Below are 16,104 nucleotides of genomic sequence, written 5' to 3'. Positions count from 1 at the left end.
CCTCAATCAATGGCGATGATCACATGCGACGCCTTGATCAAGGCGGTGCAGGATTGACCGATGGCCAGGCCAAGTGTCTCGGCACTTTCATTGGTGATGACGGCGCCCAGCGTGCGATTGCCCGGAAGCAGAAGCTTGACCTCACAGCTGACGGCGCCCGGAGTCAGTCCGCTAATCGTGCCTGTGAGGCGATTGCGCGCACTGATCTTCACGTCCGGATCGGGCGACAGCAGCACGAAGCTGGCTTTTATTAGCGCCATGGCAGTCTTGCCCCGTGCAAGTTGCAGTTCATCGATACTGTCGTTCGTCAGGGTGGCGGTGATCGTCTGGCCATGCCCGATGTCCAGACTGACAGTGCCGTTCACTGCGCCTTTCTCGAGCTGCGTTATGCAGCCTCGAAACTGATTGCGTGCACTGGTTTTCATGGCGATCGCCCTGAGTAGCTTGTCGATGTCCTCGAACCCGTCGATCCCCTGCGCAACGTGCGCAAGGAATCGCTCGTATTCGTGCTGCATGCGTTGCCATACGTGCAGCATCTCCCGGCCGAAGTCGGTCAGCTGCGTGCCGCCACCCTTTGCACCGCCGGCAGCGCGCATCACCAACGGACGCTCGGATAAATTATTCATCGCGTCGACTGCATCCCAGGCTGCCTTGTAGCTGAGCTTGACCGCTTTCGCCGCGCGGGTGATCGAACCGGTCGCCTCGATCTGAACCAGTAGCTCGATGCGTTTTCCGCCGAGATAGCCTTTCTCGCCGCGGTTGAACCAGAGCTGGCCGTCGATGCGCAACGGTTCAATGTGTTGTTTGGAGTCGGTCATTTCAGGCTCCAGGACGTAAGCGGGCATTCTGGCAAGCGCTATATAGACTTGTATATAGCGAGATCTGAATTGGTAACCGGCGCCGGGTCAGTCAGGCGTTGTCTCTACCGCTGACGGGGAGTAGCTTGGCTCCGATCCCGCCTGGAGCTTTTTTCATGAAATTCAAATTGCTTGCTGCCTCGCTCGCCCTGTCACTGATGGCCGGGCCCGTAGCGGCGGAACAATGCGCAGCGTTGCTCGATCATGAGCTGCCGAAGCTGCGATCGAAGGAAACCATCAACCTGTGCGAGCAGTTTCATGGCAAGGCGCTGGTGGTGGTCAATACGGCGAGCTTTTGCGGCTTCGCTCCGCAGTTCAAAGGTTTGGAAGCGCTTTACCAGCGTTACAAGGACGACGGCCTGGCGGTGCTTGGGGTGCCCTCCGATGACTTTTTTCAGGAGTCTGATGACGCGGCTGAAACGGCCGAGGTCTGCTACGTCAATTTCGGCGTGACGTTCCCAATGGCTCAAACGCAACCGGTACGGGGCAGCGATGCGACACCGCTGTTCAAGGAGCTGGCCAAGCAGGCAGGAGGCGCGCCACGTTGGAATTTCTACAAGTACGTGGTCGACCGAAACGGGCAAGTCGTGGATTACTTTTCCAGCAAGGTAGAGCCGGATGATCCAAAGCTGATCGCTGCCGTGGAGAAAGCGTTGGCGAAATAGCGGAGAGAGTGCCCCGACCGAGCGGTCGGGGCGGGGTGTATCAGAAGCGGTAGGTCATTGCAGCACCGAAACCATGGGCGCTGTTTTCGTAGTTGGCGTTGTAGACGCCACGTGTTGCATTGGCGCGTTGAACCGACACTTCCTCTTCCCATAGGTATGAGTAAGCCAGGTCTACAGTGACGTCATCCGTTGGGTTCCAACCTAAGCCCAGGCTGACAGCGGTACGATCACCTGTCGGAATGCGCGGCGAGCGATGGGTATTGTTGGTGGGGCTTTGATCAAAGGCGAGGCCGGTGCGCAGTGTCCACTCTTTATTCAGCTTGTAGGCTGTGCCGATGGCATAGGACCAGGTGTCGTGCCATTCCTGCTCTTCGATAATAGGAGCGAGGCTTGGCTGCAGCGGGCCAGGAATGCCAGCGTTCTCGATCCTGATCTCTTCGAACCGACTCCAGCGCGTCCACATGGCGCCAGCGTAAACAGTCCACTGGTCATTAACGTCGTGGGTGACCGACATGTCGACCGACTCAGGCGTATCGAGCTTCAGTGATGCGTCGTATTTTCCGGAGGCCTGCAATCCAATGGCTGCGAATTGGTCGAAGCCTGCGCCCGAGAGCTTGGTGTCACCTTCAAGCTTGTACTTCACCTTGGAGCGATAAGTGACGCCCGCACGAGTACTTGGAGAGAATTCGTACAGAACGCCGGCATTGAAGCCCAGCGCCGTATCGTCACCCTCAACCTTGACTCGACCGTCATTGGTCCCCGGCGTGAAACGGCTCAGCGAGGCGCTTTCCAGCTTGCCGTCGATGCGGTTGATGGTCGGACCAAAGCCGATCGACAATTGATCGTTGAACCGATAGCTGACAGTGGGCTGTACTGTGATAACGCGAACTTCACTGTAGTCGCCAAAGTACCGGCCCTGAAAGCCGTTCTCATAATCGCTGATCAGGCCAAACGGCACGTAGAGGCCTACGCCCACAGCCCACTTATCATCCAGCGGCTTGACGTAGTAGCCCATCGGAACGGCTGTGAACGGCACCATGTCGCCGTCATTGCTGCCACCCGCCGGGAAGCTGCTGGTGTTCTTGATATCCGTGCTTGCACTAATCGCAGCCATCCCGAAGCTGACTTCCTCACGCTTGAGGCGCGACATGCCGGCAGGGTTGCCGAACAGGGTGGTGGCGTCATCGGCGGAAGAGGAGCGACCAGCGAACGAGGTGCCCATGCTGCTGATGCTTTGCTCATTGAGGGCGAAACCGGCGGCCAGGGCCTGAGTGGAAAGGGCGCCAGCGGCTACTGCGATCGCGGTCTTCAACCATGTTGTTTTCATTGTTGTACTCCAGGGGAAAAAGCGGCTCGGACCCTATCAAGCTTCGCCGATCGCTCGCAAACGAAAGAGTGCAATTTTTCGTTAATAACGACGATCGGCGGCGATACCTCCCCGAATACGCGATAAAACCGGAAAGACGAGATTCGACCCCTTAGTCACCTAGTTGGGCGTGAGAAGTGACCGGACGTTCGGGCGCGGTGATCCATTCGCTCCACGAACCCGGGTAGAGTCTGGCCAGCGGCAACCCGGCGAGACACATGGCGAATAAGTTGTGACAGGCCGTCACCCCAGATCCGCAATAAGCCACTGCCGAAGCCTCGGGGCGGCCTGCGAGTTTCGCGCTGAAGCGCGAGCGAAGTTCATCGGGCGAAAGAAAGTGCCCCGTGGCGTCCAGGTTCTCGATGAAAGGGACGCAAAGGGCGCCAGGTATGTGCCCGGCGATCGGGTCGATGGGTTCTTCCTTTCCCTGGAAGCGGGGCAGTGCCCGGGCGTCGAGCAAGGTCAGATCGGGTTGCTGCAGCTGCGCAAGGAGCTGCTGCGCATCGATTACCATACGGTCGTCAGGTGTGCCGCTGAATTCGCCGGGTGCCACCGCTGGTGTGTCGGCTGTCATTGCGCCGTTGGCGTCTCTCCAGGCTTTCAGGCCACCGTCGAGCAGGTATACGCCGTTGCGTTTGCCCAACCATGCCAGCAGCCACCAGGCCTTGGCCGCGAAGGCGCCGGAGCCGTCATCGTAGAGCACTACTTCGCTGTCGTCGTTCAGGCCTGCGGCGCGCAGCCGACTTATCAGGTGTGTCGGCTCGGGCAGTGGGTGCCGGCCGGTGTGTCCAGGAGTTACGGGGCCGGACAGGTCCTTCTCGAGATCGATAAATAGCGCGCCCGGAATATGCGCCTCCGCGAAACTGCGTCGGCCGTAGTTGGCGTCATCAAGCGAGAACCGGCAGTCCAGAATTCTGAGCTGAGGTTCGCTAACTCTTGCGGACAGTTCGGTAGCGTCGATCAGTTGAGCAAGTGACATGGTTGGGCTCCGGCTGAATTGTCGGACGAAACGGTATCGGGCTGGCGCGGGCGCGCCGATGAGTGCGCAGCTTACTGCAACGCGCGATATATACTGCGCGCCTCTTCGCCCGCACGCCGGTCGTAATACCGAACAACAAGGAGGGCCTAGTGGCCATCGAAACTCAATGGGTGCTGGACGATGCGCATCTGGCCCACCTTTGTGCCGAGTGGCGCGAGCTGACTTATGTAGCGGTGGATACCGAGTTCATGCGGGTCGATACCTTCTACCCGATTGCCGCGTTGCTTCAGGTCGGCGACGGGCGTTGCGCCTATCTGATCGATCCGTTGCGGATTTCTGACTGGAGTGCTTTCGCAGGCTTGCTGGATAACCCGTCAGTGGTAAAGGTTCTGCACGCCTGCAGTGAGGATCTCGAAGTCCTCTGGCGCTTGACCGGCAGCCTGCCCAAGCCATTGTTCGATACCCAGCTTGCCGCCGGATACCTGAATATCGGTTTCTCCATGGGCTATTCCCGGCTTGTGCAGAGCGTGCTGGATATCGAACTGCCCAAGGGCGAGACGCGTTCGGACTGGCTGCAGCGGCCGCTGAGCGAGATGCAGGTGCGTTACGCGGCGGAGGATGCCCAGCATCTAGCCGAGCTTTACGAAGCATTGCTGCCGAAATTGTCCGAGGAGAAGCAGGCCTGGGTTTTGGAAGATGGTGACGAGTTGGTTGCCAATCTGCAGCGTGAAATCGATCCCGATGAAGCCTATCGAGAGGTCAAGCAGGCCTGGCGTCTGAAGCCCAGGCAGCTTGCGGTGCTTCGGGTCCTGACCGCGTGGCGTGAGCGGCAGGCGCGGGCGCGAAATCAGCCTCGTAACCGGGTCTTGCGCGAGCACAGCTTGTGGCCGCTTGCGCGAAGCCAGCCAGCCGACCTGGTCAGCCTGGCGCGTATTGACGACATGCATCCGCGCACGGTGCGCCAGGATGGCGAAACGCTACTCGAGTTGATCCGTACCGCAGCCGCGACACCCGAGCAGGACTGGCCGGAGGCACTGCCTGAGCCATTGCCGCTCGATGCGTCGGGTTTGTTGAAGAAGCTACGCGCGGTCGGCCAGCAGAAAGCTCAAGTCATGGATATCGCTCCGGAACTGATGCTGCGCAAGAAAGTGCTCGAAGCCTTGTTGAAGTCCGGATATCCGGATGGTCCCTATGCGTTGCCTGATTCGCTGCGAGGTTGGCGTCGCGAACGAATGGGGCAAGCCCTTCTTGATGTGCTGGAAGATGAATCATGAAACGCATTTGCTCCATTTATAGAAGCCCGCGCAAGAGCGGAATGTATCTGTATGTCGAGCGCAGCGAGGCGTTGGCGCGGGTTCCAGAAGCACTGCTCGCCGCCTTCGGTCCACCTCAGCTTGCCTTTGATATGGTGCTTACGCCCGAGCGCAAGCTGGCGCGCGAAGACATCACGACGGTGCTGGAGAATCTGGAGAAGCAGGGGTATCACCTGCAGATGCCACCGCCCGATGACGACTACATCGAGCATCTGCCGGAAGAGTTGTTGCGCCGCAACGATCCGATGTGAAGCCGTAATCGGATTACCGTTGGTCGCCTGTTAGGCCGTCATCTGGACCTGAGTGCGGCCACGCTTGGCCGCTTGGCAGGCAATGGCTAGACTCGCATATTTATCTGAGACGGCTCTGTTCATGGCGGCTAAAGTCGAACCCTTCTGGAAGCGCAAAACCCTCACCGAGCTGGACTCGGCTGAGTGGGAGTCGCTGTGCGATGGTTGTGGACTTTGCTGTCTGCAGAAGCTCGAAGATGAAGATGACGGCAGCGTTTACTACACGCGCATCGCCTGCAAACTGCTCGATCTAAAGAGCTGCCGCTGCAGTGACTATCCCAATCGGCGGGCCAGCGTTCCGGACTGCGTTCAGCTGACCGCCGCGGACGCTGCACAATTCAAATGGCTACCACCTACCTGTGGCTACCGCCTCGTCGCGGAGCGAAAGGACCTTCCGCTATGGCATCACCTTGTCTGCGGTGACGTGGATGCGGTGCACGCTGAAGGCATATCGCAGTCAGGCCGAATGATCGCCGAGGGCACTGTCGCGGATGAAGACTGGGAAGACCATCTGATTTTCCGCGCTGGTTGAATCTCCGTTCGGCCGCGCCGTCTTAGCTCTGAACCTAATCTGGAGCCGTTCCATGCCCCTGCGTCAGTTATCGCTGCTCGCTGTTCTGTTGCTCTTTTTGGGTACGCCAGTCCAGGCGGCCAAGCGGGTCGACTTAGACTACATCGTGAAATTCGTGCCGGAGCGGGACGTTGCCGAAGTCCAGCTGTTGCTTGAAGACGGCAGCGCCGTCAGGCAGCTCGATTTCAACCTGGGCAAGGACGGTGCATACAGCGCATTCGAAACCGACACCGAGGGCAGTTGGCAGGAGGAGGGCGGCCGCGGTATCTGGCGACCAGCTTCTGGTAAGGCTCGATTGAGCTATCAGGTGACGATCAGCCATCAACGTAAAAGCGGCCGTTTTGACGCGCGAATGACTGAAAACTGGGCATTGCTGCGTGGCGACGACCTAGTCCCATCCGGACGCCTCAGTCAACAGGATGGCGTGCGTTTGATCTCACGAATGAAGGTGGAGCTTCCGGAAGGCTGGTCGAGCGTGGAGACGGGCTGGCCGCGTATCGGCAAGAATCGTTTTCGCATCGATAACCGCGAGCGCCTGTTCGACCGCCCGACCGGTTGGATCGTCGCCGGCAAGCTCGGTAGCCGCCGGGCCAAGTTGGGCGAGACCGACGTGACGGTAGCAGGGCCGGTGGGCGAGGGGTTTCGGCGGATGGATATCGTCACGATGATGACCTTCGTCTGGCCGGAATTACAGAATGTGTTCCCCCGAGATCCGAAGAAGCTGCTTGTGGTAGGTGCTGGCGATCCGATGTGGCGGGGTGGCCTGTCCGGCCCGAACTCCCTTTTCATGCACGCCGAGCGGCCACTGGTAAGCGAGAACGGCACCAGTTCTCTGGTGCACGAGCTGGTCCACGTGTTCAGTCGAATCACCGATGCCGATCGCAGCGACTGGATCAGTGAAGGGTTGGCGGAGTACTACGCAATCGAACTGGTGCGCCGCGCGGGCGGCATGAGTGAAGACCGGTATCAGCTTGTCCGCGAGCATCTGACCAAGTGGAGCCGCAAGGTCGATAGTCTGCGCACCGAGCACTCCACAGGTCCCATCACGGCCAGGGCGGTCCTGCTGATGCAGGACCTTGATCGCGAAATCCGTACGCGGAGCAAAAGCCGTCATTCGCTGGACGATGTCGCGCGGGGGCTGATGCGCCTGAACAGGGTCACCACTGAAGACTTCATCGATATCAGCGAATCACTTTTGGGCGGCGGATCGAAGGTTCTCGACACTCGTCTGCTGCGCTAGCGCCGGCGGCGCTTACGCGTGAGTTCAGAATCAAACCGATCGGGGCAGGCTGCAGCGGTGTGCTCCCCAGCTGTTACTAATCCGGGACAACCTCATGAATCTGATCGATCTGCGTAGCGATACCGTCACCCAGCCCACCCCGGGCATGCGGGACGCCATGTTGAGTGCGCCCACCGGCGATGACGTCTACGGTGAAGATCCAACTGTACGGCAACTGGAGCAGACGCTCGCTGCGCAACTCGGTTTGCAAGCCGGCCTGTTCGTGCCCAGCGGGACCATGAGCAATCTGCTGGCGCTCATGTCGCACTGCGAGCGCGGAGACGAATACATCGCAGGACAACTGTCGCATGCCTACAAATACGAGGCTGGCGGCGCCGCGGTGTTGGGCTCAATTCAGCCGCAGCCAGTCGAGATGGAGACAGATGGTACGCTGGACCTCAACCGTGTTGCAGCGGCGATCAAGCCGGACGATTTCCACTTTGCCCGTACTCGCCTGCTTGCTCTGGAAAACACCATGCACGGCAAGGTGCTGCCGCTGGAACACCTGGCGGAGGCGAGGGCTTTCACACGCGAACGCCAGCTTGCACTACATCTTGATGGCGCGCGGCTGTTCAATGCCGTGATCAAGTTGGGTTGTCAGCCACGGGACATCACCAGGCACTTCGATTCAGTCTCGGTATGCCTGTCGAAAGGGCTTGGTGCGCCGGTCGGTTCCGTGCTTTGCGGTGACGAAGCATTGATCGCCAAAGCGCGGCGGCTGCGCAAGATGGTCGGTGGCGGTATGCGTCAGGCCGGCGTGCTGGCGGCGGCCGGACTGTATGCGCTGGAGAACCAGGTGCAACGTCTGGCGCTGGATCATGAACGGGCCCGAGAGATTGCAGCTGGTCTGGCGGCGCTCGGTTATACAGTCGAACCGGTACAGACCAACATGGTTTATGTGCAGATGGGTGACCGCGCAGGCGCATTGAAAGCGTTCTGCGCCGAGCGTGGCGTCATCCTGACGGCCGCACCGCGGCTTCGGTTGGTTACGCACCTGGATGTGCTTCCTGAGCACGTCGAGCCGGTCATTGAGAGCTTTGCCGCGTTCGCCAGGGCATAGCGCCGCATCGCTGTCGAATAGCTTGATTCAATCTTATTTATCCCCTATGCGCGCGGCGTCGGCCCGATATAATGCGGCCCTTTGCCGGCTATCCTCATGGGTAGTTGTGAACCGGCTTTCGGTCCTGTTCCGCCGTGTCGTTTTACAGCCGTTCGGCCGTTGTCTTCTGGAAGAAATCTATGAAAAGCGCAGAAATCCGTGAAGCCTTCCTCCGCTTCTTCGAAGAGAAGGGCCACACTCGCGTGGCCTCCAGTTCGCTGATTCCGGCGAACGATCCGACCCTGCTGTTCACCAACGCCGGCATGAATCAGTTCAAGGACTGCTTTCTCGGTCTGGAAAAGCGCGGCTATACCCGCGCCACCACCAGCCAGAAATGCGTTCGGGCTGGCGGCAAGCACAACGATCTGGAGAACGTCGGTTACACCGCGCGTCATCACACCTTCTTCGAGATGCTCGGAAATTTCAGCTTTGGCGACTATTTCAAGCGCGACGCCATTACTTACGCGTGGGAGTTTCTGACCGCCGAGAAGTGGCTGAATCTGCCGAAGGAAAAACTCTGGGTCACCGTATACGCCAGTGATGACGAAGCGTATGACATCTGGACCAAGGAGGTTGGTGTTCCAGCGGAGCGCATGGTTCGAATCGGCGATAACAAGGGGGCACCGTACGCGTCGGATAATTTCTGGGCGATGGGTGATACCGGTCCTTGCGGTCCCTGCACCGAAATCTTCTTTGACCATGGTGAGCATATCTGGGGCGGCCCGCCAGGTTCCCCGGAGGAAGACGGCGACCGCTATATCGAGATCTGGAACAATGTGTTCATGCAGTTCAACCGCACCGCCGATGGTGTGATGCATCCGCTGCCGGCACCTAGCGTTGACACCGGCATGGGGCTGGAACGTATCAGTGCCGTGCTGCAACACGTCAATTCGAACTACGAGATCGATCTCTTCCAGAGTCTGCTGAACGCCGCAGCCGAGGCAATTGGCTGCAGCAACGAGGGGCAGGCTTCGCTCAAGGTCGTGGCTGACCACATCCGTTCATGCGGCTTTCTGATAGCCGACGGCGTGACGCCTTCCAACGAAGGTCGCGGCTATGTGCTGCGCCGCATCGTGCGTCGCGCGTGTCGTCACGGTAACAAGCTCGGCGCCAAGGGCAGCTTTTTCCATAAGATCGTCGCCGCGCTTGTGGCGGAAATGGGCGATGCATTCACCGAGCTTAAAACTCAGCAGGCGCATATCGAGCGTGTGCTGAAGACCGAAGAAGAGCAGTTCGCCAAGACGCTAGAGCAGGGCCTCAGGATCCTCGAACAGGATCTGGCTGAGCTGCAGGGCGGTGTCATACCGGGCGCGCTGATCTTCAAGCTGTATGACACCTACGGATTCCCTGTCGACCTGACCGGAGACATCGCCCGCGAGCGGGAGCTGACGCTGGACGAGGAAGGCTTCGAGCGTGAAATGGACGCCCAGCGCGAGCGCGCGCGTTCGGCGAGTGCCTTTGGCATGGACTACAACAGTCTGGTCAAGGTCGAAGGCGAAACTCGTTTTACGGGTTACCTGGGGACATCCGGCGCCGGCAAAGTGCTGGCCCTGTTCAAGGAAGGCATGGCGGTGCAAAGCCTGTCGGCGGGCGAAGAGGGCGTGGTCGTGCTCGACGAGACGCCCTTCTACGCTGAGTCAGGCGGGCAGATTGGCGATTGCGGATATCTGTCGGCTGACGGCCTGCGTTTCGACGTGCGGGATACCAGCAAGGCCGGTGGTGCGTTCCTGCACCATGGCATCCTGGACAGCGGCAGCCTACAGGTAGGCGCCACCATTGAAGCCACAGTTGACGCCTCGGTACGTCAGTCCACAGCGCTGAACCATTCTGCCACTCACCTTCTGCATGCCGCATTGCGGCAGCTTCTCGGTGATCACGTCAGCCAGAAAGGCTCGCTCGTCGACAGTCAGAGGCTACGTTTTGACTTCAGTCATTTCGAGGCAATCAAGCCCGAGCAGTTGAAGGCCCTGGAAGAGAAGGTCAACGCCGAGATTCGCGCCAATACGGCGGTGGAGATCGAGGAGACCGACATCGAAACTGCCAAGGGTAAGGGCGCGATGGCGCTGTTCGGCGAGAAGTACGGTGATCAGGTGCGTGTGCTGACCATGGGGGGCGGTTTCTCTGTCGAGTTGTGTGGTGGCACGCACGTCAAACGCACTGGAGACATCGGGCTGTTCAAGATCGTCAGTGAAGGCGGCGTCGCTGCCGGCGTCCGACGCATCGAAGCACTGACTGGCGAACAGGCCCTGACCTATCTGAATAGTGCCGAAGATCAGCTGAAAGAAGCAGCTGCGCTTGTTAAAGGCAGCCGTGACAATCTGCTGGACAAGCTTGGCGCGATGCTTGAGCGCAACCGCCTGCTGGAAAAAGAGCTCGAGCAGCTCAAGGCCAAGGCGGCCAGTGCCACCGGCAACGATCTCGCTGGCTCCGCTATTGAAGTAAATGGTGTAAAGACGCTGGCTGCGCGTGTCGGTGGCCTGGACGGCAAGGCAATGCTGGCCTTGGTCGATCAGTTGAAGAACAAGCTCGGCAGCGGCGTCATCCTGCTTGGCGGCGTGCAGGACGATAAGGTAGTGCTCGTGGCTGGCGTTACGCAGGATCTAACCAGCCGCCTTAAGGCTGGTGAGCTGATGAAACAAGCCGCTGCGGTTGTTGGCGGGAAAGGCGGCGGCAGGCCGGATATGGCGCAGGGTGGCGGCAGCGACGCGGGACGGCTGGATGAGGCGCTGGCGATTGCAAAAGTGTTCGTAGGGCAGAGCGCCTAGCTGGAGAGCAGGCTCGCCTCGCTCGGTCTTCAGCAGACGTTTGGCTGGCGAGCCGGTTGGGCGATGGTTAAGCGCCTCGCTTGGAAGAATGATTAATAAGCGCCCGTGACGGGCTTAGGCGGCTATGAGATGGCTTTGATCGTACAGAAGTTTGGTGGCACCTCTGTGGGCTCCGTCGAGCGCATCGAGCAAGTGGCAGCGAAGGTCAAGAAGTTTCGTGATAACGGAGACGACATTGTCGTGGTGGTTTCGGCAATGAGCGGTGAAACCAACCGTTTGATCGATCTTGCCAAACAGATCAACGATCAGCCGGTTGCCCGTGAATTGGACGTGATGGTGTCGACAGGCGAGCAGGTCACCATTGCCCTATTGGCGATGGCCTTGATCAAGATCGGAGTACCTGCCGTTTCCTACACGGGGAGCCAGGTGCGGATTCTCACCGACAGCGCTCACACCAAGGCCCGCATCCTGCAGATCGACTCTCAGCAGATTCACAAGGAGCTAAAGGCGGGCCGTGTGGTTGTCGTCGCCGGCTTCCAGGGCGTAGACGAGGCGGGCAACATCACTACCCTAGGCCGCGGCGGCTCGGATACCACTGGCGTTGCGCTGGCGGCGGCTCTGAAGGCTGACGAGTGCCAGATCTACACCGACGTTGACGGCGTATACACCACCGACCCACGGGTGGTGGCCAAGGCCCAGCGCCTCGACAAGATCACCTTTGAAGAAATGCTCGAGATGGCGAGTCTCGGTTCAAAAGTGCTGCAGATTCGTGCAGTGGAATTCGCCGGCAAGTACAGCGTGCCGCTGCGCGTGTTGCATAGTTTTCAGGAGGGTCCAGGAACCCTCATTACCCTTGATGAAGAGGAATCCATGGAACAGCCCATCATTTCCGGCATCGCCTTCAATCGTGACGAAGCCAAGCTGACCATTCGTGGTGTGCCGGATACACCCGGTGTGGCCTTCAAGATCCTCGGTCCGATCAGCTCGGCCAATGTCGAGGTGGACATGATCGTGCAGAACGTCGCGCACGATAACACCACCGATTTCACCTTCACCGTACACCGGAACGACTACCATAACGCGCTGCAGGTGCTTGAAGGCATTGCGCGGGACATGGGCGCGCGCGAGGTGATCGGTGACGTGGATATCGCCAAGGTCTCTATCGTTGGCGTAGGCATGCGTTCTCACGCTGGTGTCGCCAGCCGTATGTTCGAAGCGCTGGCCAAGGAAAACATCAACATCCAGATGATCTCTACCTCTGAAATCAAGGTTTCAGTGGTGATTGAAGAGAAGTATCTGGAGCTGGCTGTAAGGGCGCTTCATACCGCTTTCGAACTGGATGCACCTGCCGGAAAAGGTGAGTGATCCGGCAAAAAAGCGATTAATTCGCGCCTTCCGTCGATTTAGATGGAATAAAAGGAACTTTACACTCGTTGTTGCTGGTCAATAGCTGGTGAAAGGCTCTAGGGTCGCTGTCTCACGGAACATTATCCGTTTTTATCTTTGCAGACTGTTTACTGAATTGAATCCGTTTTTAAGGAGAAAGGAATGCTGATTCTGACTCGCCGGGTCGGAGAGACCCTGATGGTGGGTGACGATGTGACTGTCACTGTACTGGGTGTCAAAGGAAATCAAGTGCGCATTGGAGTGAATGCACCCAAAGAGGTGGCGGTCCATCGCGAGGAGATTTATCAACGGATCCAGAAAGAAAAAGATCAAGAACCAAGCCATTAAAATTTAAGTGATTTTTGGCTTTGCAAGCGGGGCTAAGATGGGTATCATGCGCCCCGTGTTGCGGAGAGGTGGCCGAGTGGCCGAAGGCGCTCCCCTGCTAAGGGAGTACATCTCAAAAGGGTGTCGGGGGTTCGAATCCCCCCCTCTCCGCCATTTTGCAGAGATGAGTTGTGGTTCGGTTTAGCGACTGGTTTTGATGGTAAATCATTGATTCGAAGAGCTTGACCAGCGAATTTACAAACTTATAATGCGCACCCTCAGTGCACTCATAGCTCAGCTGGATAGAGTACTCGGCTACGAACCGAGCGGTCGGAGGTTCGAATCCTCCTGAGTGCACCACCTTTGTTGAATTGCAGTAATGCAATTTGATGTTGTAACCAGCGGTGATCTGGTTAAAAAGCGCCTATGCACTCATAGCTCAGCTGGATAGAGTACTCGGCTACGAACCGAGCGGTCGGAGGTTCGAATCCTCCTGAGTGCACCAAATCGAAAAAGGGCCTGCAGTAATGCAGGCCCTTTTTTCGTTTAATCGAATTAGCGTTTGCCGCCAACGCAGCCGTACTGGTCGAAGCTGACTGTGCGCGTTCTGCCTTTTCCGCTGTAGCGATATTGCACCTTCCCATTGCGGCTCGTAACCGTGTCCGGACTTCCAAAGGCGCTCTCGATGTCTGCGCGGGTCATGCCCGGAAGGATCTGCTGTTTAATCAATGCGTCCCGTCTTTCACTACCTGTAATCAGGTTGCCGCATCCGTCGTCCTGCCCGCCGACGACGGTAAGACTTCGAGGTGATCGATCGGCGTGATCTTTTCTTTGCTTGAGCGGTTTGGCTAACGGCACGGCTTTCCCTGAGCCGGGTGTCGGGTTCGCCGCTTCCTGAATCTGAGAGGCGTGGTTGATGGGGCAGCCTTGCCTGGTGAATGTCAGGTTGCCATCTGCGTCACTGCAGCGATAAATGCTGGCTGCGAGCGTAGGGGTGGCGCATAGGAGCAGGGCACAAAAGCCCCCTGCGATCAGCTTGCTCATAGTCTCGTCCTCCTTGACGATCGATCGATCTTCAGACTAGCCAATTGTTAATTCATTTGCTGCGGTGTCTTTGAACAACGTGAATACGTCGACATTGATAACGGGCGAGATACATCGACGCTACGCCAGCGGTTGTATTGCCAGCATTTCGCGGTCGTGCTTGCTGTCTGCAGTGGTATTATTGCGCTGTTCGCCCGTCAGGGCCTCTGGATCCCTCTCATGGATTTGCCCAGTAGTCGCATCAAAATTTCGCTTGCCAATCACGTTTTGAATGATTGATCCCCTGGCGCGCGCCGACCGCTGGGGTGGAGTGCGCCATGACCGAAGTAGAAGCAAAAAAACCGCAGGAAAGTCTTCAGGATCGTTTGGCGCAAGTAGTCGAACTGCTCCAGCGTCATCGGATTGTTGAAGACCTGGCGCATCGTCAAAGTCAGGACGGACAGCACCAGGAAGTCGTTGAGAATCTGGTCCATCGCCAGAATCTGGTAGAGCTCCAGCGCAAGCTTGAGGCACTGCATCCCGCCGATATCGCACACATCCTCGAAGCGTTGCCACTCGATGACCGCTTGACGGTCTGGCAGCTGGTCAAGTCTGACCGTGATGGCGACATTCTTCTTGAGGTCTCCGACGCTGTTCGTGAGACGTTGATCGCTGACATGGATGATCACGAGCTGCTCGCCGCTGCCAAGGAGATGGATGCCGACGAGCTGGCCGATCTGGCGGCGGAGCTGCCAAGGGACGTCGTCCATGAGCTGATGGAGACGCTCGATGCACAGCAGCGTGAGCGTGTGCGATCAGCTCTTTCCTACGAAGACGATCAGGTCGGTGCGCTGATGGACTTCGAGATGGTCACGATCCGTGAGGACGTGAGTCTTGAAGTGGTGCTGCGCTACCTGCGGCGACTCAAGGAGTTGCCTGGCCATACCGACAAGCTGTTCGTTGTGGACTATGACGGGGTGCTCAAGGGCGTCCTGCCGATCAAGCGTCTGCTGGTCAATGATCCAGATCGTCATGTCGCTGAGGTTATGGCCAGCGATCCGGTTACATTTCATCCGGATGAAGATGCCTACGAGGCGGCGCAGGCATTCGAACGATACGATCTGGTTTCGACGCCAGTCGTGGACAAGAGCGGCAAGCTGATCGGGCGACTTACCATTGACGAAATGGTCGACCTCATTCGCGAGGAGAGTGAAAGCGAAGTCCTCAACATGGCGGGCCTTCGCGAGGAGGAAGATATCTTCGCCTCCGTCTGGAAGTCGCTGCGCAATCGTTGGGCCTGGCTGGCGATCAATCTGGTAACGGCATTTCTGGCTTCGCGCGTTATTGGTTTGTTCGACGGTTCAATCGAAAAGCTGGTGGCGCTGGCCGCTTTGATGCCAATAGTCGCCGGGATCGGCGGAAACTCTGGCAATCAGACGATTACCATGATTGTCCGGGCTATGGCGTTGGACCAAATGGGAACCGGCAATAGTGCTCGCCTGCTGCGCAAGGAGGCGGGGGTCGGCATGCTGAATGGTTTGATATGGGGCGGCGTTATAGGCTTAGTGGTGTATTGGCTCTATGGAAGCTGGTCATTGGGTGTGGTCATGACTGCGGCAATGACGCTTAACCTGCTGCTTGCAGCCCTGATGGGTGTTCTTATCCCTGTAACGCTGGCACGTATGGGGCGGGATCCGGCCCTGGGCGCCAGCGTCATGATTACCGCTGTAACAGACAGCGGCGGCTTCTTTATTTTTCTGGGCCTGGCTACCATTTTTCTCCTCTGATCCCTTCCATCTGCGGCGACTTGGCGTTTGCCTTACGCCTATTATTCGGGCTACTGTTCGGAGGTTTCGCATAAGCGAAGCCTCAAACTTGAAGCGAATAACAGGCGGCCCGAGCTGCTGATTTAAAGGGAATCCCATGACCCCCAGCGAACTCCTGCTCGAAGGTGTTGAACTCATGCTGTTCGGCATAGGTTCCGTCTTCGTTTTCCTCGTGTTGTTGATTGTCTGCATTCGCATGATGTCGTCTGTGATTGGTCGCTTCGAAAGTGCGCCGCCAGTCGAGCCAGTATCAAATGGTCCTGCTGCGACCGAAGTGGATGCCGATCTCGTAGCGGCTATTCAGACAGCCATCCATCAGCACCGCGCTCGTCGTGGTTGACCCAGTACAGGGAGTTCC

Annotated in this window: 15 protein-coding genes and 3 tRNA genes; 14 read left to right on the top strand and 4 right to left on the bottom strand. The window is 58.2% G+C overall.

All coding sequences use genetic code 11. The features are described from left to right. Positions 1 to 2: 2 nt before the first annotated feature. Positions 3 to 818 carry a TOBE domain-containing protein gene (locus NA619_RS13890; RefSeq protein WP_255962434.1) on the bottom strand — a complete coding sequence of 272 codons (816 nt, stop codon included), beginning with the start codon at positions 816 to 818 and terminating at the stop codon, positions 3 to 5. Positions 819 to 973: 155 nt separating this feature from the next. On the opposite strand from NA619_RS13890, the gene NA619_RS13885 reads away from it, so the two are divergent. Next, positions 974 to 1,522 (top strand): glutathione peroxidase, encoded by a 549-nt coding sequence (locus tag NA619_RS13885; RefSeq protein ID WP_255962433.1) that lies wholly within the window; start codon positions 974 to 976, stop codon positions 1,520 to 1,522. Between the two features lie 40 nt (positions 1,523 to 1,562). On the opposite strand, the gene NA619_RS13880 is transcribed toward NA619_RS13885, so the two are convergent. Next, positions 1,563 to 2,849, bottom strand: coding sequence for an OmpP1/FadL family transporter (locus NA619_RS13880; RefSeq protein WP_255962432.1), 1,287 nt, complete (start codon positions 2,847 to 2,849; stop codon positions 1,563 to 1,565). A gap of 151 nt (positions 2,850 to 3,000) precedes the next feature. After that, positions 3,001 to 3,867: a sulfurtransferase gene (locus NA619_RS13875; protein ID WP_255962431.1), complete on the bottom strand. Its 867-nt coding sequence runs from the start codon at positions 3,865 to 3,867 to the stop codon at positions 3,001 to 3,003. A 149-nt stretch (positions 3,868 to 4,016) separates the two neighbouring features. Here NA619_RS13875 and rnd point away from each other — a divergent pair, with 149 nt between their 5' ends. From rnd to NA619_RS13820, 11 genes are all read left to right on the top strand, one after another. After that, complete coding sequence (rnd, locus tag NA619_RS13870; RefSeq protein WP_255962430.1) at positions 4,017 to 5,141, top strand: ribonuclease D; 1,125 nt, start codon at positions 4,017 to 4,019, stop codon at positions 5,139 to 5,141. Next, positions 5,138 to 5,431, top strand: coding sequence for a YcgL domain-containing protein (locus NA619_RS13865; protein ID WP_255962429.1), 294 nt, complete (start codon positions 5,138 to 5,140; stop codon positions 5,429 to 5,431). The genes rnd and NA619_RS13865 overlap by 4 nt, the downstream gene beginning before the upstream one ends. A gap of 121 nt (positions 5,432 to 5,552) precedes the next feature. Further along, positions 5,553 to 6,002: a YcgN family cysteine cluster protein gene (locus NA619_RS13860; RefSeq protein ID WP_255962428.1), complete on the top strand. Its 450-nt coding sequence runs from the start codon at positions 5,553 to 5,555 to the stop codon at positions 6,000 to 6,002. A 52-nt stretch (positions 6,003 to 6,054) separates the two neighbouring features. Continuing rightward, entirely contained in the window at positions 6,055 to 7,281 is a 1,227-nt protein-coding gene (locus NA619_RS13855; protein ID WP_255962427.1) for a hypothetical protein, read from the top strand. Between the two features lie 94 nt (positions 7,282 to 7,375). Continuing rightward, the gene (gene ltaE, locus NA619_RS13850) at positions 7,376 to 8,380 is read left to right on the top strand and encodes a low-specificity L-threonine aldolase (protein ID WP_255962426.1); all 1,005 of its coding nucleotides are present in this window, start codon (positions 7,376 to 7,378) and stop codon (positions 8,378 to 8,380) included. 179 nt (positions 8,381 to 8,559) lie between these two features. Then, positions 8,560 to 11,184 carry an alanine--tRNA ligase gene (alaS, locus tag NA619_RS13845; RefSeq protein ID WP_255962425.1) on the top strand — a complete coding sequence of 875 codons (2,625 nt, stop codon included), beginning with the start codon at positions 8,560 to 8,562 and terminating at the stop codon, positions 11,182 to 11,184. 129 nt (positions 11,185 to 11,313) lie between these two features. Next, the gene (locus NA619_RS13840; protein ID WP_255962424.1) at positions 11,314 to 12,549 is read left to right on the top strand and encodes an aspartate kinase; all 1,236 of its coding nucleotides are present in this window, start codon (positions 11,314 to 11,316) and stop codon (positions 12,547 to 12,549) included. A gap of 183 nt (positions 12,550 to 12,732) precedes the next feature. Then, positions 12,733 to 12,918 (top strand): carbon storage regulator CsrA, encoded by a 186-nt coding sequence (gene csrA, locus NA619_RS13835; protein ID WP_003283978.1) that lies wholly within the window; start codon positions 12,733 to 12,735, stop codon positions 12,916 to 12,918. Positions 12,919 to 12,980: 62 nt separating this feature from the next. Beyond that, positions 12,981 to 13,071: transfer RNA gene (locus tag NA619_RS13830), tRNA-Ser, on the top strand. Between the two features lie 109 nt (positions 13,072 to 13,180). Further along, a tRNA-Arg gene (locus tag NA619_RS13825) sits at positions 13,181 to 13,257 on the top strand. A 68-nt stretch (positions 13,258 to 13,325) separates the two neighbouring features. After that, a tRNA-Arg gene (locus NA619_RS13820) sits at positions 13,326 to 13,402 on the top strand. A gap of 50 nt (positions 13,403 to 13,452) precedes the next feature. On the opposite strand, the gene NA619_RS13815 is transcribed toward NA619_RS13820, so the two are convergent. After that, on the bottom strand, positions 13,453 to 13,941 hold the full coding sequence (locus tag NA619_RS13815; RefSeq protein ID WP_255962423.1) for a DUF4124 domain-containing protein: 489 nt from the start codon (positions 13,939 to 13,941) through the stop codon (positions 13,453 to 13,455). Between the two features lie 317 nt (positions 13,942 to 14,258). Here NA619_RS13815 and mgtE point away from each other — a divergent pair, with 317 nt between their 5' ends. After that, a complete protein-coding gene (gene mgtE / locus NA619_RS13810; RefSeq protein WP_255962422.1) occupies positions 14,259 to 15,707 on the top strand; it encodes a magnesium transporter in 1,449 nt (482 codons plus the stop codon). A gap of 136 nt (positions 15,708 to 15,843) precedes the next feature. After that, positions 15,844 to 16,086, top strand: a complete 243-nt coding sequence (locus NA619_RS13805) for an OadG family protein (RefSeq protein WP_255962421.1) — start codon at positions 15,844 to 15,846, stop codon at positions 16,084 to 16,086. Positions 16,087 to 16,104 lie beyond the last annotated feature (18 nt).

Origin of the sequence: Stutzerimonas stutzeri (assembly GCF_024448895.1) — a bacterium.
Lineage (GTDB): Bacteria > Pseudomonadota > Gammaproteobacteria > Pseudomonadales > Pseudomonadaceae > Stutzerimonas > Stutzerimonas stutzeri_Q.
Note: the sequence above shows the minus strand (reverse complement) of the source record. Positions and strands in the feature narration are given on the sequence as shown.